Origin of the sequence: Sphingomonas sp. FARSPH, from assembly GCF_003355005.1 — a bacterium.
Classification (GTDB): domain Bacteria; phylum Pseudomonadota; class Alphaproteobacteria; order Sphingomonadales; family Sphingomonadaceae; genus Sphingomonas.
Genome location: NZ_CP029985.1, coordinates 2,798,601 through 2,817,600, shown reverse-complemented (window position 1 = coordinate 2,817,600; position 19,000 = coordinate 2,798,601). Strand labels below are relative to the sequence as shown.

Here is a 19,000-nt window from a genome sequence, read left to right as displayed (position 1 = left end):
TTGCTTCGAGACATGCAGGCTACATTCCTGGAATGTTTGTAATTCTAATTACTCCTTGGGACTGCAATCCCAAGAGCGGAGCCGAAAGTCGCGTTGACGAGCGCACATAAAGGTCAAATTGCAAGCCATTGCCCTGCGAGTAAGTGACATACGATCTTAGCTGACTAGTATAGGATAGGCGAGCAACATTCTTAACTTCGCTCAGCGTTGTATCATTCAGACCATCAGGGAACCTAACCTGACCGTCCACATTGATCATCACCTTTGGGCCTATGTCGATTTGAGCACGGACCGCAGCTTCGCCCTGAGCGCCAACTCGCCCAATTCCTAGCGCCCGACCAACTCTGCACAACAAGCCACATGAGGGCAGTCGAGCGGTGACGACAATGTCAGCATCAGCACCTGCCTCGATGCCACTTTGCGGAGAAGCATCTCCACCAGTTTCTGCCATCGGCCTGCCGACACCCGCAGCCGGTGCGTTTGACAGGGCTGCGGAATTGCTATCTCGCAAGGCCGTAACGACGATGTCACGATACTTCTCGGAGACACCGCCGTCATGCTTAATTCTAATGAAGCCGAATTCCTTATCCAGCCCGCTCGGATCGGTCGCATTGATCGGATCGCTACCGACGTAGTTGTACCAGTTGAGCCCGCCGCCATAACCGATCGGATCGGTCTGCATGAAGCGGCCGAGCGTGGGCGAGTAGGCCCGTGCCTTGTAGTCGTAGAGACCCAGGCTCGGCAGCCACTTTTGCCCGGTATATTGGAAACGCCCGATGTTGTTGGCGCCGGGAATCCCATATTCATCGTAGCTGTTGACCGCGATCGCGTTGCCCGCGTCGTTCGTCACCGCCACGATGCTCCCGCGCTCGTCGGCGTGCAGCCACCGCCGGTCGCCAAATCCTGCGCCCTCGTACCAGATCAGCGGCTCGTCGCTGCCCGGGCCATAGACGTAGCGGCGCAGCAGCGCACCGTTCGACTGGTTCGTTTCCGCCATCACGTCCGCCCCGTCATAGGTCAGCGTCGTGTTGATACCATTGTCGGCGGTGATGTTGAACAGCCGCCCGAGCGGGTCGTAGGCAAGGTTCGCGCCCGGCGCCGTCGCCAGCTGATTGTCGACCGTATAGCCATAGGCCGTGCCGCCCGACGCCGTCAGATTGCCGCGACCGTCATAGCCCAGCCCCGTCGCCCCCGCGCTCGTCAACTGGTTGAGCGCATTGACCCCGTAGCCGCGATCGACATTATATGCCCCCGTCCACGCATAGGCATCGTTCGATGACGACCGGCTCGTGATCTGGCCTGCGGGGTTGTAGCTGAAGGTCAGCGCATTCGACTGGTTGCCGCCCGACAGCGTCAACGCCGACACACGCGACGCTGGATCATAGGCATAGGTCGTCGCCGTCCCGTTGGCGCGTGACAGGCTGGTCCGACGCCCCATGTCATCATAGCCGAACGTTATCAGCGGATTGCCGCCGCTGTCCCGGATGACGCTCATCTCGCCGGTGGCGAGATAATCGTAGCTGACGTAATTGCCGTCGCCCCAGGTAAAGCGCGTCCGCCGGCCTGCGCTGTCATATTGGAATGCCGCGTTGCCGAGGCTGTACCAATTGTCACTCTGGCTCGTCCGACGCCCCAGGGCATCGTAGCCGAAGCCCAGCACCCGCCCGTTGCTGTCCGACGCGCTCGTCAGATGGCCGAGATTGTCATAGGCATAGGACTGGTCCGTCTCCCAGTAAACGCCGTTCGGCCGGTCCCTGGACACCAAGCGGTTCAGCGCGTCGTAGCCGTAACCGATCACCTGGCCATCGCGCAGGCGTTTCGAAATCACGTTGCCATTCGCATCATAGCCTTGCTGCTCGAAACTGCCGCCGGGGAAGCTGGTCGTCGATAGTCGATCCAACCCGTCATACGCATAGGTCGTCACATTGCCATTGCCGTCGGTAACGCTGGAAACTTTGCCGCTGGCGGTATACCCGCTCTTTTCCTCGACTTGATCAGCGGTGCCGACGGCGGAATATTGGCTCGTTACCTGCCCCGCGCCATCATAAACGAGCTTCGACACGCGGTCGGGTCCGTTCGGCCCGTTGGTCTGAGGTGTGCAAGCATCTGTCTGGCCATTCCACTGGCCCGGATCCATGCGCAAGGCCGTGCACTGCAACCTGCCTAAAGCATCATAGCCGTATTGCGTTGTGGCATAGGTGGTACCGCCCGAGGCTAAGACATCCTTGGTCTTTCGGTTATTGCCATCGAAGCTGCTCATAATCTGCTGCTGCGATGCGAAGGAGCCACCGTTTGCATCCGTCGTTCCGACGCTGACAGCATCGACCAGACCATTGGGCAAGTAGTGAAACATCTTTGCGCGCCGTTGCCGCGGCCCTGATCCGTCCGGGTCGGGAAAGACGATGCCCGTTACTCGACGCAGAGGATCATAAGTGAAATTGGTGACATCGACTGCGCCTGGCAACGGACCATCGCTAGCGGTCAGATTCCCGACATCATCATAGGCGAATGCCGTCGTTGCTACCACCGATCCGTCACCGGCGCCGACGCTTGTCGAAGAGGGCAGCAAGTTACCGCCATCATTCCGGGAAAGGTACGTCAATCTCGTTATTTGCTCGTCAGGGCCGCCCGAGCAGGTCGTGTTGGTTCGGCATTCCGAAATTGTTGTGGGGAGATAGGTGGGAGCAGGCGATGTACCCCCGGCCCCGTAATTGACTGTCCACGAAGGGAAAGCCTGATAGCCATAGCTTATCTGCGGGCGGGGCGCCCCACCGCTTGGGGCAGGAAGCACGATCGATGAGACGCCGCCATGCGTCTCATTATACGTAATATCGGTCGTGCGCCCTTTTGCGTCCGTGATGGAGACCGGCTTATTACAGGTCTTTACATTGCCGCAGGCCGAGTAAGCCGCGGTTTGCACGATATCCGCCAGTCCTGATCCAGCTTTCGCCTTCTCCCGCCGCTCGACAATGTTCCCACGATCGTCATATGTATACGATACAGTATTGCCCCCTGGCAAACTCATTTGCAACAGTCTGCCCTGTGCGTCGTATGAATAGCTGGTCGTTCGACCAACTTCATCACTCATAGAGGTAACAACGCCTAGATCGGGATTCGACGTGAACACGCGCTGTCCACCAAACGGATCTGTGACCGTCGTTATGATACTGGATCCACTATTTGCATACGAATACGTATGGGCGACGCCATCCCTGGTAATCTGACGGACCCTATAATCAGAAGGGTCGAATTGTACTATGGTCGTGTCGGAGGTGGCGCCTGGCGGCGTGATACGCAACGCGCCACCCGGTCCGCCGTCTCGTGTGTAGCGGGTAACCTGGCCTGCGGCATCCGTCACCGACAGAACTTGAGTTGCGCCGGCGTAAGCCTCGCTGTACGAGACTTGGAGCATCGCGTTGCTTCCTGGACAGTCATCAGCGCCGGGATGACACGTCACGTTCTTTAGATTGTAGGCGCCGACGACTGTAGGCTTAGACCAGCTGTCGTAATCATCGCGCGTAATTGAACCAGAAGAGTTGTTGGCATATCTAAATTTTAGCAAATACCCGCCGCTGCTTACCACCGCTTGAAGACGTATAACGGCCTTTGATCCATAGGGACAGGACGGCCCATCAAAATTGTCCTCATAGCCTCCACTGCAATAATTCGTGAATTTGTAATAGAAATCTTTTCTTTCTCCATTGGGATAGACAAGAGATTGAATGTATCCGGTATCCGACCTTAACGATCCATAATATGTGGGATCACTAGCGGTTGATTGGAACGTAGCAATAGCACCATCTCTAGACACGAATGTCCATGTGTCGCCCTGCAATGTAAGCGTGGAACCATCTCCCTCTAATGAGGTATATGAGCCTCCATTATCTTGGAAGCTCTTTGACGTGCCATCGATCGTTACAATCAGAGCCGCCCCATAGCGATTGAGCGTGCCGGCACTGGATGGCCGCCAGCCTGCCAATGTGTTTTCAAGGCCGAACCGTAATCCTCTTTGCTTTTCACCACCAATGCTCAGGTCGATAGTTGATAAAGGATATAACCCCCTGCTGACATCAACGCCATTTTCATCGACGGGCTCCCGGACTGGAGGAGGCGGGATATTTGCAGACTGCGCACAAGCATCAGCAATCCCTACGCACAGCCCAATCGCCGTTGCTGTCAGCAGGAAAGCCTTCCTTGACCAATCCCCAAAAACCATCGATCAACTCCCTTTACTGATCCGATAAAATTTCTGTTCAGCATTCCCTACCGTTAAGAGACCAAGAGCAACGCCTGGCCAAAAATATGCTGCGCTTTTCAGTCTTCGATATGTGGATTCTACTAGTGCTGTCTTCGCTATAAACCACCCCTCCGGCGCAGTTACGGACTGAACCTAACTAAAAATGTAGGCTCCGCTATGGTGCCCCGATCGTTCTGACACGTATTCTATTGTCGGCTTTGTCATGCGAATATTCACTAATGACACCGTTGTTCACCGAACCAGAGCGGATCAACTTAACCAGACGCCCCTTGGCGTCATAACTATAATTGATAGTCTCGGAAGCGCGAGCCATCACAGCGCCCACAAGCAGCGAGGTCGCGATCCCTGCGCCGACGACAGTTACAATTGCCTTGCGTCTCATTTGCCACACCCTCCCATGACGGATGCAGGCCCACACGATATCTGTTGATATCAGCAACATAACTCGATTCTGCGAACTATATAGGCAGCATGAAATCTATTACTTCTGATGTTGTGTAGTCACATCCGGACATCGCTGGCAAACACAAAATATTGAACCACTGTGGAGTAATTATAAGGGCCTATGGCGAGGTACTTTTTCAGGAGATGAATCGTGATGATGGCGGAAGACCTAAGGCTGAGACTCAACCAGAGCCAGAATCCCGCCGCGATCAGATCGCTTCGGCTACGGGCGGCGCCAGCGATGAACCGGGCGCCGGAGCCGGGACGTCCCAGACCGCGGCCGCCAGCGTTGCCAGCTGCATCTGACGGGTCTCGATCTCCTCAGGCGTCCACCTGAAAAAGGACTCGAGGTCGGCTACCGCGGCGCTGATGCGCGTGTTCACCCCCGCGCTGGTTTTCTCGGCGATCGCACGGGTCAGGAGCAGCTGGGACTGGCCATAGAACTGCCGCTTCGTGGAAAACGGCCGATTCCCGAGAGAGGAGTTGATATCCTGTTCGACGAGCGTGAGGTTGCCAAGACGCTGCGTCCAATTCCCGCTGAAGTCGCCGAACTCGTCAATGCACTCGGATCGCCCTTCACCCTGCCGGCAGGGGCCGCGTCGCTCAGTCTGCGATCGGGCGTCGCGACGCGCGACGTCAGCAGCCGATCCCAACTGGGTGCATCGATGCGGGTAGGGTCAGTGGAGCGCGACACCGCCAGCTTCCAGCCCAACATCGACCTGCCGATCGCAGGGGCCGCGACGCCGTCGCTCACGTCGATCGCTGCGCTGTCGGCCAACGCGACCGTCGCCGCGGAAAGACTGTCGAATATTGGCACGTTGTGGACCCTGGGCTACGGTCTACACTGGACGCCCCTGCCTGGCTATCACTGCTCGCATCGATCAGCGACACGCGATCGGCCCCGACGGTCGAACAGCTTGGCGCGCCGCTGATCGTCGTGCCCAACGTTCGCACCTTCGATACGTGCCGTGGAGAAACGGTCGATATTACGCACAGCTTCGGCGGTAACCGGCCGACGTCGCGGATGTAGTTGCGCTGCGTCTCGTGGCCGAAACGGCGCAGATCCATCTCGTCGATAAGACGCTGGCGTAACGGGCTGACGGCAACAACCGGTGCAAGGATCGTATGGCAGGGCTCCTTTCGTGGAACCCCGATGCTCTGCCTGCCACCCGAAACGCTCAACCGGCGCGCAACGCCCGTTACATCACCTCAACCGTGTCCCGCACGCCCTCCCGCGCAGCGGGTTCGTGCATCCACCAAAACAACACGGCTAGCCCCACCTGGATTAACTTCCCAAGGGAGCGGCACAGGCATTGATGCGCTCTCGCCGGAGCGCTTTCAGACATTGCTCTAAGCTGCCAAGCCACATCGCGTTCCGGCAAGTCTCGATTTGAGACGCTATCTGTCGTCGGCGCGCTTGCTGCTACCGACAGTAAATCGTATAGGGGTGGAGTTCGCAGGCACCGCCAGGCGATGCATGGTCCAAAGCCCGGTCCACGCGCAGCGCCGCGTGAGGCGAGTCGACCATTCCGGTTTCACCGGATGCGCGCCGCTTGCCATCCGGCAATGCGAGTTCGGATGCGGGAGGATCACCGCCTTCGACTTTCGCCGATCATCGGCGGGATCTCCTGAATGGCTGCCAGGTGGCCGTTCCTTTCGAGGAGCGGCGCCATGTCCGAGAAGGACAGGAACAATCACGACATCGGCAGTTCGGCCGGCAATCTGTCGGCTGCGGGCGGCCACGACCGGCCGGACCTGAACGGACCGATCGGTCCGATCCTCGGCGCGGCCGGGCCCGGCGAGTTTCCCCAGCCGCTGCCTGCCTGCGCCACCTGCCCCAAGGCGATGTGGTATCGCGCCGCGCGACAGGGCCTGCGCGCATTCTGCCGCGAGCTTCGCGTCGTCACTTGGCATCCGGGGGAGAACGACCCGGTCACCGAGTGCGATGGCCGCGATGCCGCGCTCCTTAGCGGCGCTCCTTAATCGATCGCCGTCGCCCGCGCTGCCCTGGCAACGTCCGCACCATTCCCCAAACCATCAAGTCGTCGAGGTGATCGACATGGCCAAGAAGCCCAGCACATCCACCGCCCTCGTTCCAGCCGGCGGGCGCAAGCCCCCTGCCAAGCGCAAGGTCGCGACGCCCGCTGTTCTGCCCGCAACCTCGGACACGTTGCTGCCCATCCTTCGATCCGAGCTCGCCGTCGCCAAGCTGATTGGCAGCGGCGGCGAGATGATGGGAGAGGACGACGTCGTTCGCGTCACCGGCCGCGCCTACGCGACCGACACTTACATCGTCCCTGCCGATGAGGTGTTCTACGACCGCGCATCTCAGCCCAAGGGCGAAGGACGATGGCTGGGCGAGGCGGACAAGGTCAGCTGGCGCGATGACGCCAGCGGCTATGACTGTATCATGCTGCGTGATCGCCACCTCGGCTTCCTCAGCGGCTATGTCGGCATCCCGCAAGATCACCCGCTGTGGGGCTGGGATCACGACGCGGTTCCGCCTGACATCGGCATCGAGGTGCATGGCGGGCTGACATATTCGCGGCTGTGCGAGCACGGCCCCAGCCCGGCGGCGCGGTACCTCGCTACTGAGGTGCGTCGCATCTGTCACGTCCGCGTCGCGCCGCCCCGTTTCGAACCGCTGAAGCACGCCACCGACCACCGCGTCGGCGATCCGCACGCCTGGTGGTTCGGGTTCCGGTGCGATCACGCCTACGATCTTGTCCCCGGTGACGCTCCGAGGTCCGCTCGCTCGTCCTCTTCGGAACTCGCTCGCACCTATCGCGACGACGCCTATGTGGTCCGGGAGACGGTCGCGCTCGCCGCGCAGCTGCGCGCAATCGCCGACGGTGGAGCGATCCCTCCGCGCGACGGCCCGCCCCCGATCGGCCTCGATCCCCGCCGCCGAGGCGGTCGTGGTTGAGTTCGGTCGTCACCTTGGCGAGCTGCCGTGGGGCTGGTGGCTGCGTGCCGGTTCCGCTGGGTTCGAGGATCCGGAGGGGCGCACCTGGCGGAGCGTTCGGGACGCCTTCTGGGAAGGCGAGCTCAAGCTTCCGAGCGCAGATGAGGCGCTCGATCAGCACGAGCTGATGCTGCGGGTCATGACCTCGATCCGGGAGGGCATGTCGGCTCGGGAGAGCATGCACGACATCTTCGAGGGCGACATGATGTTCTCGCGGTTCTATCGATGCTGGCTCGCCAACATTGGCATGATCGAGCCGTCGCATGGGCGCGCCACGCTGGAAGCGCCGCTGAGCGCGCTGGGTCGGTCGGTCCTGATGATGCTGCAAGCGACCCGCGAGCCCGAGTTCGAGGGGCTGCCGATGCGAGCAGTGGTCGCGGCGGTCACGGCCGCCAAGGGAGCAGACGCAGAGGCGCGTGAACGCGCGTTGCTCACGTTCGAGCGGGAGGTAGGCTTCCGCCGTCACGTGTTCGCGCGTGAGAGGGTCGGCACTCGGCACCTCGTGACGTTAACCGGCATCACCGCAGGTGCAAGGATGCCGACGCGCTACGTCGCCTGGTCACACTCTTTTGCCGACGCTACCCCGCGTGACGACCTGTTTATCTGGCTGGCGGAGCGGGTGCACCGCTGGGACGAGTGGGGTGAGCTCGCCCATCGCAAGGGCGCCCACGCGCTCACCAGCCACCTGCTGTCGCTGATCGTCGGCGCGGGCGGCCTGTCGACATGACGAAGAAACGTCGAGGTCTAGTCAGCACCAAGTTCGACCCGGCGGACCGGCCGGCCATGTCCGATGCGCCGACCGATACTGATCGGCAGCGCATCCAGAGAGCCCGTCGTAGGTCGCGAGCAATGCTTACCAAGATCGAAGCGGCGCGCGCTGCGGCGGTGACGGCCGCGTTCCGGGCGAAGCTTACCGCTTGCATCCGCTCTGCTTCGCCGCTCCTGATCTCGCTGCTGGCCGCCGACGGGCTGACGCCGGAAGGTGCCCTGGCGTTGATTGTGCCCGATGAGATCCGGCATGGCCGATCGCCGCGGCCCCTCTTCAATCGCGCAGCCGTGGGGCATCTGCTGCGCTATTACATGAGCGGTATCTCGCCGTCCCTGATCTCCCCGCCATCCATGTACGAACACAAGATTCGTCGGTCGAACGGCGACTTCGTGGCGATCCAGGTGGTCGACCACGCGCTCGAGCTGGAGGCAAGGATCGGACCCCTCTGGCTCGAGACTCGGTTTGGCGAGCTTCGCGTCCAACTCGACGAAGCCGTGCCCGAGACGATTGCCGCGAGCTGCATCGGCCGGAAGCTCGAGGAGATCGTCGATCACCCAGCCTGGCGCGGCCGCGGGTGGTTGATCGTGGATGTCGAGGATGCGGTGACCTCCTACTTCGGCCAGACAATGATCGTGGCAGCCGGCTCCGTGCCGTACCGGCTGACGTGGGCCGATGCTGGTCAGAGCGTCCTGACCCGCCCGTGATGCCAGACAGAAACCAGGCGTTCGCAGCGCAGACCGACCTGCGGAAACAGGCTTCTGAGCTCGGTCTGGCGGATGGCGAGCTCGAGGCTAGCCGCCATCAGCCGTCGCTCGGAACGGCTTGGACGAGCGTCGCGATCAAGGCCGCCGCACTGGCCTCGCATCGCCAGCATCCGGCGGTGGATTCCGGCTGCTTTGGCAAACAGCGCGATGCCCACCACCGTTGCGATTGCCTCCACCAGCAAGCGCGCGGCAGCGTTGGCGGCATGCCAGCCGAGCACGGTGATCGTCAGCATGATGATGATCGACATTCCAGCTTCCTTTTCATGATTCCATCCGGATCACTTATCCCCTGCCCCCAAGGGGAAATTTGAGAATGTCCCAAGCTACGGGGCCGCCCCGGCTGGGACGCCCACGCCATGGATGGGCAGCTGGAAAGGAAAGAGGCACACGCAGGCTCTGCGGTTTCGCGGAGCATCGCCGCAGGGTGCCCTTGGCCAGCGCAGCAGGTCCGCACCGACTTGCCGGAGCGGTTGCCGGTGCTGTCCGACGAAAGCAATCTCATCCTCCAGTTTCTTGGAACCGCGCTCTCCGACATCTTCGCCCCGTGATCGCGTGAATGTTTGGGAGAACCGATTGTGACAGAGGGGTACCGCGCCTTCATCTATCTCCGGGTCAGCAATGACGACGAAGGCGGCAACAACGCCTCCAGCGCAGCGCAGGAGGCCGCCTGCCGCGCCTTGTGCGAACGCGAGGGCATCGAGGTCGTCGAGGTTTTCGAGGAGCTGAACGTCTCGGGCCGCAAGCTGCAGCGGAGGCAGTTCGACCGGATGATCGCGCTGGCGACGCCCCCCGCCCGTCCGGTGCACGTCGTCATGGTCTATGCGCTGAGCAGGTTCACCCGGCGCTTGCTCACCCAGGTCACCGCGCAGCACAAGCTCACCGAAGCCGGCGTGAAGCTGATCTAGGTGATCGAGGGCATGGGTGACGATCCAAACAGTCGCATGATGCGCGGGTTCATCGCAGTGATGAACGAGAAATACGCCAACGACGCATCGACGTTCACCTGCCGCGACCGTCGGGGCAACGCGCAATCAGGCTATTGGAACGGTGGGATAGTGCCGTTCGGGTATGAGTCGCGCGTGGTAAGCGTCGATGGACGCAAAGAACGCAAGAAGCTGTTCATCCGCGACGACGAGGCAGCGGTAGTCCGCCTGACCGTGCAGCTCGCCTGCGTTGGCCTGGTCGGCCAGCCCATGGGCACGCGCGCGATCGCGAAATATCTCAACGACCACGGCTACAGCTTTCGCGGCAGGAAGTTCTACCACAGCAACGTCGACGGCATCCTGACGCGCGAGCACTATGCGGGCTCTTATCGCGACCGCACCCGCGACGATAACGGTGTGGTCCCGGCCGTTGCCGACGAGATCGTCGTCGCCTGTCCGAAGATAATCGAGCCGGACGTGATGGCCCGTGTAGCCGCGATCCGGTCCAGGGCGGCGCCGCGCGTAACGCCGACACGGATCACCAACTCGCCCGTGCTGCTCGGTGGACTTGCGACCTGCGGGCACGCCGGGTGCAACGCCGGCATGGTGATCCGCAGCGGCAAGGGCGGCCAGTATCGCTATTACGTCTGCAACCGCAAGGCGACAGCCGGTGCCCTGGTGTGCGGCAGCAAGGCGATCCGCGAGGATGCGCTCGATGCGATCGTGCTGGAAGGCCTTCTCCAGCGTGTGCTGGCACCGGACCGTTTGCGCGAGTTGCTCGCCGATGTCCTCGACCGCTCCGATGCAGCCAGACAGCGGCGTGCCGAGGATCTCGACCGTGTCCGCCGTGAGCGGATCGCAGCGGAGACGCGGCTACGCCGGCTGCTCGAGATCGTCGAAGAAGGCATGATGAGCGCGCGCGACCCGATCTTCGCGACGAAGCTCGCCGAAGCCAATGCCTCGATTGCCGCCCTCTCTGAGACCGAGCACAGTCTGGCCGGGCAGCTTGGCGGCGCCTCGCACGAGATCACGGACGCGGCGCTCCAACGCTTCGGGGATGCGCTGGGCACTCAGCTCATGGCCGAGAACAGCACGATGCGCCGCGCCTACGTGCGCCTCTTGGTCTCCAGGGTTACGGTCAGCGACAACGAGATCGTCATCGCTGGATCGAAAGCCGCCCTGGAAATCGCCGCTTGCAAGGGCCAATCCGCCACGTTCGCGGCGGTGCCCAGTTCTGACCGAGAGTGGTGCCCCCGAGAGGACTCGAACCTCCGACCTGCGGTTTAGGAAACCGTCGCTCTATCCGGCTGAGCTACGGGGGCAACGGCGCCGTTCCTAGATTCGCGGGCGAGCCGGGTCAATCGGCGAGCGACGACGAGGCCGGCGTCAGTTGCTGGCGTCCGGCGGGATCACCGGAAGGGGCAGCGGGGCGATCGGCACGCCCTCTTCGATCAGCGCCTTCGCCTCCGACCGGCTCGCCTGGCCGTGGATGGGGCGGTCGGGTTCGTCGCCGGCATGCATCGCGCGGGCATGGGTGGCGAAATCGGCGCCGACCCAGGTGGATTTGGCGAGCGCCTGCGCCTGCGCGTCGGCGAGCGCGCGCAGCGCCTGTTTGACGCCGGCCACGGACACGTCCGGCGCGTCGGGGCGGCGGTTCGTCTTGGCGGGGATGTTGGGCGCCATCACCGCCTTGTCGACCGCGGTGTCGCCGCACAGGGGGCAGGCGACCTGCCCCGCGGCGCGCTGCGTCGCATAGGCCTCGCTCGAGGCGAACCACGCCTCGAACACATGGCCGGCGGCGCAGCGGAGGTCGAAGACGATCATGCGCGCGAGGGAACCGGCACGGGCCGGCGATGCGCCAGCACGGGGATGCGCGCCCGCACCGCGGCAAGCCGTGCGGGGTCGAGATCGGCGATGCCGACGCCCGCCGCCTCGCCCATGTCGAGCAGCATTTCTCCCCAGGGATCGACGACGAGGCTGTGGCCGTAGGTCGCGCGGCCATCCGCGTGCGTGCCGGTCTGCGCGGCGGCGACGACGAAGCAGGCATTCTCGATCGCACGGGCGCGCAGCAGGACGTGCCAATGCGCCTCGCCGGTCGGGCGGGTGAAGGCCGCCGGCACCGACAGCAGCGTCGCGCCCGCGTCAGCGAGTGCCGCATGAAGCGCCGGGAAGCGCAGGTCGTAGCAGATGCTCGGCCCCAGCGCGCCGACCGGCGTGTCGACCACTACGGTCGCCCCGCCCGGCGCGTAGCTCGCCGATTCGCGCCAGCTTTCGCCGGTGGGCAGGTCGACGTCGAACAGATGCAGCTTGTCGTAGCGGGCGCGGAGGTTGCCGTCGGCGTCGACGACGAAGCCGCGATTGGCGAGCCGCCCGTCGGGACGCCGCACCGCGAGCGAGCCGAGATGGACCCACAGGCCGTGCCGGGCCGCGGCGTCGCGAACGGCGGCGAGCACGATGTCCTCGCCCTCCTCGCGGATCGCGGCGGCGGCGCGCGCGCGGTCGCGATCGAGCAGGCCCGACATTTCGGGGGTGAAGAGCATCGCCGCGCCCCGCCCCGCCGCCTCGGCCACCGCATCGGTGAGGACGCGCGCATTGGCGGCAGGATCGATGCCGCTCGTCATCTGCAGGAGCGCGATCCGCATGGCGAAGGGTCAGTCGGCGAGCAGCGGATCCAGCCCGCCACGCGCATCGAGCGCGGCGAGGTCGTCGGACCCGCCGATGTGGCGGTCATCGATGAACACCTGCGGCACGGTGGTGCGGCCGCCCGCACGATCGATCATCTCGGCGCGCTTCGGGCCGCCCAGCGTGATGTCATATTCGGTCGGGGCGACCCCCTTGTCCGCCAGAAGCCGCATCGCGCGGCTGCAATAGGGGCAGAACGCCTTGGTGTAGATTTCAACCTTCGCCATCGGGGAGAGGTGTGGGCTCGGCGCGGTCTTGTCAATCGGTCGGATCAGACGTCGGTATCGGGCAGGACGCGCGCCCAGCACAAGACGACGACCGATCGCGCGCCCGCGGCGAGCAGCGTGCGCGTGCACGCCTCGCTGGTCGCGCCGCTGGTGTAGACGTCGTCGACCAGCCCGATCGTGCGGTCGGCGACCCGCGCGGTCTCGGTCACCGCAAAGGCGCCTGCGACGGTGCGCGCACGCTCGCGTGGACCCAGATCGCGCAACGCCGGCGTCGCGCGGCGGCGGACCAGGGTCATCGGATCGTGCGGCACGTCGATCCGTGCGGCGAGCGCGGCGGCGATCAGCGCAGCCTGGTTGTAGCCGCGCGTCCACAGCCGCCAGCGGTGAAGCGGCACGGGGACGAGCAGGTCGATCCCCGCGGGCACGACCGCGGTCATCCGCGTCGCCATCGTCGCCGCGATGCCGATCCGCCCGCCATATTTCAGGCGCAGCGCGAGCGCCCGCGCCACCGGGCCGTAGCCGACCGCGGCGCGTACGCCGGCATGTCGCGGCGGCGCCGCGATGCACGCGGCGCAGCGCGCATCGGGACCGCGATCATGCGCGAAGGGCCGGTTGCACCCCGCGCACCACGGCGGACCGATCAGCCGCAGCCCGGACCAGCAGTCGGCGCAGAAGCGATGATCCTCCTCCACGGGCGTCGCGCAGCCAGGGCAGCGGGGCGGCAGCGCCAAAGCGACGGTCGCGCCGGCCCAGCGTTTCACGATCATGGCCATCGCCGACATAGGCGCTTGTCGCCCGCACGCGATGGCGGCACAAGCCGGCGCGTGACCGACATCGTGCCCGCCAGTGAGATTTTCGACCGCGCCGCCCGCCGGCAGCGCCGCGACCGGGCCGCCGCCGGCGACCCCGCCGCCCACGCCTTCCTGCGCGACACGATGGTCGACGGGCTGCTCGAACGGCTGTCTGCGGTGAAGCGATCGTTCGCCGACGCGCTCGACATCGGCGCGAGCGACCGGTCGCTGAGCGTGCCGGGCGCGCGGATGGCGCGGATGGACGCGGGGCTTCGCTTCGCGCACAACGCCGGCGGCGTCCAGGCCGACGAGGACCGCCTGCCCTTCGCCGACGCGAGCTTCGACTGCGTGGTGAGCGCGGGCGTGCTCGACCAGGTCAACGACCTGCCCGGCGCGCTGACGCTGATCCGCCGCGTGCTGCGCCCCGACGGGCTGTTCGTCGGCGCGTTCCTGGGTGGCGGCAGCCTGCCGGCGTTGCGGGCGGTGCTGCGCGTCGCGGAGGGCGAGCGGCCCGCCGCGCGCCTGCACCCGCAGATCGACGTGCGATCGGCGGGCGACCTGCTCGTCCGCGCGGGCTTCACGCTGCCGGTCGCCGACGTCGAGACGATCGATGTCCGCTACGCACAGTTCGGGCGGCTGCTCGACGACCTGCGCGGGATGGCGGCGACGAACCTGCTGGGCGCGCGCAGCCCGCTGACCCGCGCCACGCTGTCGCGCGCGGCGGCGGCCTTTGCCGCGGCAGCGGGGCCGGACGGGCGCACCACCGAACGGTTCGCGATCGTCTACCTGACCGGCTGGGCGCCCGATGCGTCGCAGCCGCAACCCGCGCGCCGGGGGAGCGCCACCACCTCGCTCGCCGACGCGCTGCGCACGCCGCGCCGCTGACCGGTCAGCGGATCATCCCGCCGCCGTCGCGCGCGAGGATGCGGCCCATCGCCTCGAACAGCGCGTCCATCGCGACGGGTTTGAACAGCACCTCGTCCGCGCCGGCTTCCAGGCAGCGTTCGCGCAGGTCGAGCGCGGTGTCAGCGGTGATGACGATGATCGGCACCGCGGCGCGATCGTCGTCACGCGCACGGACGTGGCGGATCGCGGTGATGCCGTCCATGCCGGGCATGCGCAGGTCTACGAGCAGCATGTCGTAAGGCTGGGCGGTAAGCTTGCGCAGCCCCTCCTCCGCGCTTTCCGCCTCATCCATCGTCGCACCGGCAACGTCGAGCATATCGCGAACGACCCGGCGGTTCATCCGGTCGTCTTCGATGAAGAGGACGTTCATGGGCGTTTTTCTGGCCCGAATGGCGCGACCGGCGAAGGCATATCCGCGCGTCTACGCCTCATGCCGCCTGCGACACAAGCGGCAGATTGCCGACCGGAAACAGCATGTCTGCGAGCGCTTTGGCGCTGATCGGCTTGGCAATAACGGACATATCGGCCGCGGGCCAATCCGGCGCATTTCCGGCCAGCAGCGCGATCGGCCGCCCACCCGCGGCATCGCGCAACCGGTGCAGGTTCGCCGCCATGACGTCACCCCCGCCCAGAACGGCTTCGTCGACGAGCAGTCGGGCCACACCCCCCGCCGCAAGCCGTTCGATCGCGGCGTCGAGCGTCCCCGCGAGCGCCACTTCCGCGCCCTGCGCCTCCACGATCGACTTCAGCATCGCGCGCGTGATCGGGTTGCGATCGACGATCAGCATCGCCTCCGTGCCGACGACCGGCGAATCGGCCTGCGTCGGGTCGGCGAGGGTCAAGGGCAGGTCGACCGTGAAGCGCGAACCGACCCCGGGCTCGCTTTCGACCGTGACGTCTCCGTCCATCGCACGGGCGAGGTTGCGACAGATGGCAAGGCCCAGCCCCGTGCCGCCGAAGCGGCGCGTCGTGCTGGTGTCCGCCTGGCGGAAGGTTTCGAAGATATGGTCGCGTTTGTCGGGCGCGATGCCGATGCCGGTATCCGCGACGACGATGCGCAGCCGGTCGCCGACGGCCGCGGCGTGCACCGTGACGCTGCCCGTCTCGGTAAATTTGAGGGCGTTCGACATGAGGTTGAAGACGATCTGCCGCAGCCGTGCGACATCGCCCATGATCCGTGCGGGCGCCTGCGTCAGGTCGCGCGTAAAGCCGATGCCCTTGGCCCGCGCCTGCTCCTCCCACATCCGGCTGGCATCGACGAGCATCGCGGCGAGATCGAACGGCGCGACCTCGATCGTCAGATTGCCGGTTTCCATTTTCGCGACGTCGAGGATGTCGTCGACGAGCGCGCGCATCGTCACCCCGGCGCCGTGCACGATGCCGACGCGGTCGCGGATGTCGCGCGGCAAGCCGGGATCGGCAAGCATCACCTGCGTCATGCCGAGGATGCCGTTCAGCGGTGTGCGGATTTCGTGGCTGGTCGTCGCGAGAAATTCCGTCTTCGCGGCGAGCGCCTTGGCGAGCGCGCTGTTGGTGACCGCAAGGTCGACCGCGGCGGCGCGTACCTGGTTGCGGCTGCGGCGGATGGTGAACAGACCGACCGCCAGCAGGGCGATGACGAGCGCGGTCGCGGCGCCGGCGATGACGAAGATCGTCTGCTGCGTCTTCGCGCGCGCCTGCGCATAGGCGATGCCGCGCCGCGCCTCGTCGCGCTGAAGATTGGCGATGCGCAGTTCCTGGTTCGCGAAATCGAACCGCGCCGCCATCAGCGCGGCGCTGGTCGAGCGGGCAAGATCGGTCGCCTCGTCGTCCAGCCGCTTCAGCGCGGCGAGATGCGCGAGCGCCAGGTCGTCGCGCCCCGCCGCGCGATAGATGTCGTAGGCGGTCTTGTGCGCCGTGCGATCGAGCACGGTTGTCTTGGTGAGCTCTTGCCCCGCGAAGCGACGGCCGATCAATCGTTCGGCCGAAGGCAGGTCGCCACGCTGCAAGGCAGCCTGCGCCGCGAGCGCTTCGAGCAATGGTCGAAATCCCGACGCCTCCGCCTTGCGGGCCAAATGCAGCGCTTCGTCGATGTTCCGCTGCGCTCCGTGGACGTTGCCGCCCGCCAGTTGCGTTTCGGCGATGTTGCCCAGCACCATGGTTCGCAACAATCCGCTATGCAGCCTTTCCGCCAGCGCCAAAGCTTGATGGAATTGCTGTTCCGACTCCCGATAACGTTTAAGTTCGCGAAGCAGATTTCCCCGATTGTTGTACGCGGAGAGCAACAGATTAGGATCGGCATCATAAATGTCGATCGACTGTTCATAATATTTCAGTGCGCCGGCATAGTCGCGCCCCGTCGTGTAGAGCGCGCCGATTGCTTGCAGCGCCATGGCCTGGTTGCGGACTTCACCGGCACGCTGAAAGATACGGAACGCCGTCTGGTAATTGTCCAAGGCCTCCGCCGGCCTTACCTCGACGCTGTTGATCCAACCCTTGGTCAGCAGCGCTTCGCCGAGAAGCGATGATCCGGGTGCGACCTTTTGCGCTAGTTCAACCGCGGACGCGATCAGGGGCTTGGCAGCGGCCATGTCGTTGACGCGCAGCAGCGCCTCGCCCCGCAGCCATCGTGCCGTCGCCCGCATCACATCGCGATCACGAGAGGGCGGTGCGGCATCGGCAGACCGTTCGGCTCGGAGCGCCATGTCCGCGGCAAGCTTCGGATCGCTGAGCATGGCCGCCTTGGTCGCTCCGATGATCCCATCGAAGCGCCCCCGTACGCCACTGGCGGCCAGCGCGGCCGTCGAATGGCCGGCGATCGTCGCGAGGAGAAGCACCGCCGCGACGAACCGTCGCATCCTCATGCCTCCCGGCGAACCGGATTCAGTCCGCCGAACATCGTCAACGGGTCGGGGCCCGGCCGTCGATAGGCGCCTTCGTTCAGATAGGCGACGAGCGCATCCAGCGGCACGGGCCGGCTGATCAGATAGCCCTGCACCATGTCGCACCCCATGACGGTGAGCAGCGCCAGCGCAGCGTGCGTCTCGACACCTTCTGCGACCACTTCCATCTCCAGCGCGTGCGCGAGGTCGATCGTAGAGCGGACGATCAGCGGATCGCGGTTCGAGCTCGTCAGCTGCGTCACGAAGAGCTTGTCGATCTTCAGCTCGCGCGCGGGCAGTTGCTTCAGATAGGCGAGCGACGACAGGCCGGCGCCATAGTCGTCGATCGCGATGGTGATGCCGAAATCGGCGAACCGCTGCAGGTTGGCGATCGCGCTTTCGGGATCGCGGATGACAGAGGTTTCGGTGATCTCGAAGCCGAGCTTCGCGTCGCTGCTGCCGACCAGGCGGCACGCCTCGTCAACGAAGGCGGGATCGGCGAGCAGCTGGCCGGAGATGTTGATGAACAGCCGCAACGCATGACCGCGGCTCGCCAGTATCTCCTGATCTGCGATCACGCGGCGGATCGTCCACAAAGTCATGCGGTCGATCAGCTGGCATTGCTCGGCGACGGGCACGAACTCACCGGGCATCACCAGGCCGCGTTCGGGATGGCGCCAACGGACCAGCGCCTCTGCGCTCGTGATCTCCTGCCGGCGCACATGCACCTTTGGCTGGTACATCAGCACGAGATCGCCCGCGTCGATCGCATGGTCGAGTTCGCGCGCGATGCGCACGACGTCGCCCTGCGCACGCGGCGCGACATCGTGGCGGACCGCGCGATAGGCGGTGCGTGCCTCGGCAAGCGCGGCTTCCGCCTGTTCGACCAGCGTGACGTCGTCGACCCCGCTCGGGCCGCTGGCCGCGCCAAAGGTCAGTTCGATCTTCACCGACGCTTCGTCGATCAGGAACGGACGCGCGAAGCCCGCTTCGATCGCGGCGATGCGCCGGTCGAGGTCCTCGCCGCTGGTGCTGCGGAACTGGCAGGCGACCAGCGCGCGGCCGACCCCGGCGACGCTCGCGGTCGGCAGCAGCCGGCCCAATCGTTCGGCGGCAAGGCCTGCGAGCAGATCGGCACGGATGCAGCCCAGCCGGCGGCGCAGCGCGGCGAAATTCGCGACCTCGACGAGGAGGTGGCAATGAATCGTCTCCGCTTCCGGCACCACGGATGCATCGACGGTTCCGACCGGGCGTGGCGCAGGGCTCATCACCGTGCCGGCGTACGCGCGCAGACCCTAAGATTGCATTAATCAACGCGGCCCCCGCACATGCGAAGGCAATTGTAATTTGGTGAACGAAGGATTAACTATGACCGGTGCGTCCCTCGGGGTGCACCATAAGGGAGAAAGC

At 64.8% G+C, this 19,000-nt stretch carries 19 protein-coding genes, 1 tRNA gene and 1 pseudogene; 8 read left to right on the top strand and 13 right to left on the bottom strand.

Annotation, left to right across the window (positions count from 1 at the left end; genetic code table 11):
- Nucleotides 1–19: 19 nt before the first annotated feature.
- Nucleotides 20–4,216 carry an RHS repeat-associated core domain-containing protein gene (locus DM480_RS13405; RefSeq protein WP_115379777.1) on the bottom strand — a complete coding sequence of 1,399 codons (4,197 nt, stop codon included), beginning with the start codon at nucleotides 4,214–4,216 and terminating at the stop codon, nucleotides 20–22.
- 695 nt (nucleotides 4,217–4,911) lie between these two features.
- A complete protein-coding gene (locus DM480_RS13395; RefSeq protein ID WP_115379773.1) occupies nucleotides 4,912–5,355 on the bottom strand; it encodes an HNH endonuclease family protein in 444 nt (147 codons plus the stop codon).
- A gap of 27 nt (nucleotides 5,356–5,382) precedes the next feature.
- Between DM480_RS13395 and DM480_RS18320 the strand changes: the two genes are divergently transcribed.
- The 5 genes from DM480_RS18320 to DM480_RS13370 all read left to right on the top strand — a co-directional run bounded on the left by DM480_RS18320 (nucleotide 5,383) and on the right by DM480_RS13370 (nucleotide 9,140).
- A complete protein-coding gene (locus tag DM480_RS18320; RefSeq protein ID WP_198665835.1) occupies nucleotides 5,383–5,634 on the top strand; it encodes a hypothetical protein in 252 nt (83 codons plus the stop codon).
- Nucleotides 5,635–6,373: 739 nt separating this feature from the next.
- Nucleotides 6,374–6,685 carry a hypothetical protein gene (locus DM480_RS13385; RefSeq protein WP_115379771.1) on the top strand — a complete coding sequence of 104 codons (312 nt, stop codon included), beginning with the start codon at nucleotides 6,374–6,376 and terminating at the stop codon, nucleotides 6,683–6,685.
- Nucleotides 6,686–6,761: 76 nt separating this feature from the next.
- A complete protein-coding gene (locus DM480_RS13380) occupies nucleotides 6,762–7,628 on the top strand; it encodes a hypothetical protein (protein WP_115381342.1) in 867 nt (288 codons plus the stop codon).
- Nucleotides 7,621–8,394: a hypothetical protein gene (locus tag DM480_RS13375; RefSeq protein ID WP_115381344.1), complete on the top strand. Its 774-nt coding sequence runs from the start codon at nucleotides 7,621–7,623 to the stop codon at nucleotides 8,392–8,394. Before DM480_RS13380 ends, DM480_RS13375 begins: the two co-directional genes overlap by 8 nt.
- Before the next feature lie 122 nt (nucleotides 8,395–8,516).
- Complete coding sequence (locus DM480_RS13370) at nucleotides 8,517–9,140, top strand: hypothetical protein (protein WP_115379769.1); 624 nt, start codon at nucleotides 8,517–8,519, stop codon at nucleotides 9,138–9,140.
- Here the strand turns inward: DM480_RS13370 and DM480_RS13365 are convergent.
- Entirely contained in the window at nucleotides 9,116–9,448 is a 333-nt protein-coding gene (locus tag DM480_RS13365) for a hypothetical protein (RefSeq protein ID WP_115379767.1), read from the bottom strand. The genes DM480_RS13370 and DM480_RS13365 overlap by 25 nt on opposite strands.
- Nucleotides 9,449–9,775: 327 nt before the next feature.
- Between DM480_RS13365 and DM480_RS13360 the strand changes: the two genes are divergently transcribed.
- Nucleotides 9,776–10,105 (top strand): recombinase family protein, encoded by a 330-nt coding sequence (locus tag DM480_RS13360; protein ID WP_157968799.1) that lies wholly within the window; start codon nucleotides 9,776–9,778, stop codon nucleotides 10,103–10,105.
- 126 nt (nucleotides 10,106–10,231) lie between these two features.
- Here the strand turns inward: DM480_RS13360 and DM480_RS18565 are convergent, their stop codons facing one another.
- Nucleotides 10,232–10,498 carry a hypothetical protein gene (locus DM480_RS18565; RefSeq protein WP_115379764.1) on the bottom strand — a complete coding sequence of 89 codons (267 nt, stop codon included), beginning with the start codon at nucleotides 10,496–10,498 and terminating at the stop codon, nucleotides 10,232–10,234.
- On the opposite strand from DM480_RS18565, the pseudogene DM480_RS18880 reads away from it, so the two are divergent.
- Nucleotides 10,379–10,801 (top strand): annotated as a pseudogene (locus DM480_RS18880) (recombinase family protein); the annotation flags it as partial. The gene DM480_RS18565 and the pseudogene DM480_RS18880 sit on opposite strands and share 120 nt — an antisense overlap.
- Nucleotides 10,802–10,996: 195 nt before the next feature.
- Here the strand turns inward: DM480_RS18880 and DM480_RS18560 are convergent.
- The 6 genes from DM480_RS18560 to DM480_RS13325 all read right to left on the bottom strand — a co-directional run bounded on the left by DM480_RS18560 (nucleotide 10,997) and on the right by DM480_RS13325 (nucleotide 13,814).
- On the bottom strand, nucleotides 10,997–11,329 hold the full coding sequence (locus DM480_RS18560; RefSeq protein WP_232834004.1) for a hypothetical protein: 333 nt from the start codon (nucleotides 11,327–11,329) through the stop codon (nucleotides 10,997–10,999).
- A gap of 39 nt (nucleotides 11,330–11,368) precedes the next feature.
- A tRNA-Arg gene (locus DM480_RS13345) sits at nucleotides 11,369–11,445 on the bottom strand.
- 64 nt (nucleotides 11,446–11,509) lie between these two features.
- The gene (locus DM480_RS13340) at nucleotides 11,510–11,947 is read right to left on the bottom strand and encodes a DUF1178 family protein (RefSeq protein WP_115379762.1); all 438 of its coding nucleotides are present in this window, start codon (nucleotides 11,945–11,947) and stop codon (nucleotides 11,510–11,512) included.
- Nucleotides 11,944–12,765: a carbon-nitrogen hydrolase family protein gene (locus DM480_RS13335; RefSeq protein ID WP_115379760.1), complete on the bottom strand. Its 822-nt coding sequence runs from the start codon at nucleotides 12,763–12,765 to the stop codon at nucleotides 11,944–11,946. Before DM480_RS13335 ends, DM480_RS13340 begins: the two co-directional genes overlap by 4 nt.
- A gap of 9 nt (nucleotides 12,766–12,774) precedes the next feature.
- Complete coding sequence (grxC, locus tag DM480_RS13330; RefSeq protein WP_115379758.1) at nucleotides 12,775–13,032, bottom strand: glutaredoxin 3; 258 nt, start codon at nucleotides 13,030–13,032, stop codon at nucleotides 12,775–12,777.
- Nucleotides 13,033–13,076: 44 nt separating this feature from the next.
- Nucleotides 13,077–13,814, bottom strand: a complete 738-nt coding sequence (locus tag DM480_RS13325; RefSeq protein ID WP_232834003.1) for a ComF family protein — start codon at nucleotides 13,812–13,814, stop codon at nucleotides 13,077–13,079.
- Between the two features lie 42 nt (nucleotides 13,815–13,856).
- On the opposite strand from DM480_RS13325, the gene DM480_RS13320 reads away from it, so the two are divergent.
- Nucleotides 13,857–14,708, top strand: coding sequence for a class I SAM-dependent methyltransferase (locus DM480_RS13320; RefSeq protein WP_405053261.1), 852 nt, complete (start codon nucleotides 13,857–13,859; stop codon nucleotides 14,706–14,708).
- Nucleotides 14,709–14,712: 4 nt separating this feature from the next.
- Here the strand turns inward: DM480_RS13320 and DM480_RS13315 are convergent, their stop codons facing one another.
- Genes DM480_RS13315 through DM480_RS13305 form a run of 3 tightly spaced genes read right to left on the bottom strand, consistent with a single transcriptional unit; the run spans nucleotide 14,713 to nucleotide 18,858 of the window.
- Complete coding sequence (locus tag DM480_RS13315) at nucleotides 14,713–15,099, bottom strand: response regulator (protein ID WP_115379756.1); 387 nt, start codon at nucleotides 15,097–15,099, stop codon at nucleotides 14,713–14,715.
- A 58-nt stretch (nucleotides 15,100–15,157) separates the two neighbouring features.
- Nucleotides 15,158–17,566, bottom strand: a complete 2,409-nt coding sequence (locus DM480_RS13310; RefSeq protein ID WP_232834002.1) for a sensor histidine kinase — start codon at nucleotides 17,564–17,566, stop codon at nucleotides 15,158–15,160.
- A gap of 2 nt (nucleotides 17,567–17,568) precedes the next feature.
- The gene (locus tag DM480_RS13305) at nucleotides 17,569–18,858 is read right to left on the bottom strand and encodes an EAL domain-containing protein (RefSeq protein ID WP_115379751.1); all 1,290 of its coding nucleotides are present in this window, start codon (nucleotides 18,856–18,858) and stop codon (nucleotides 17,569–17,571) included.
- Nucleotides 18,859–19,000 lie beyond the last annotated feature (142 nt).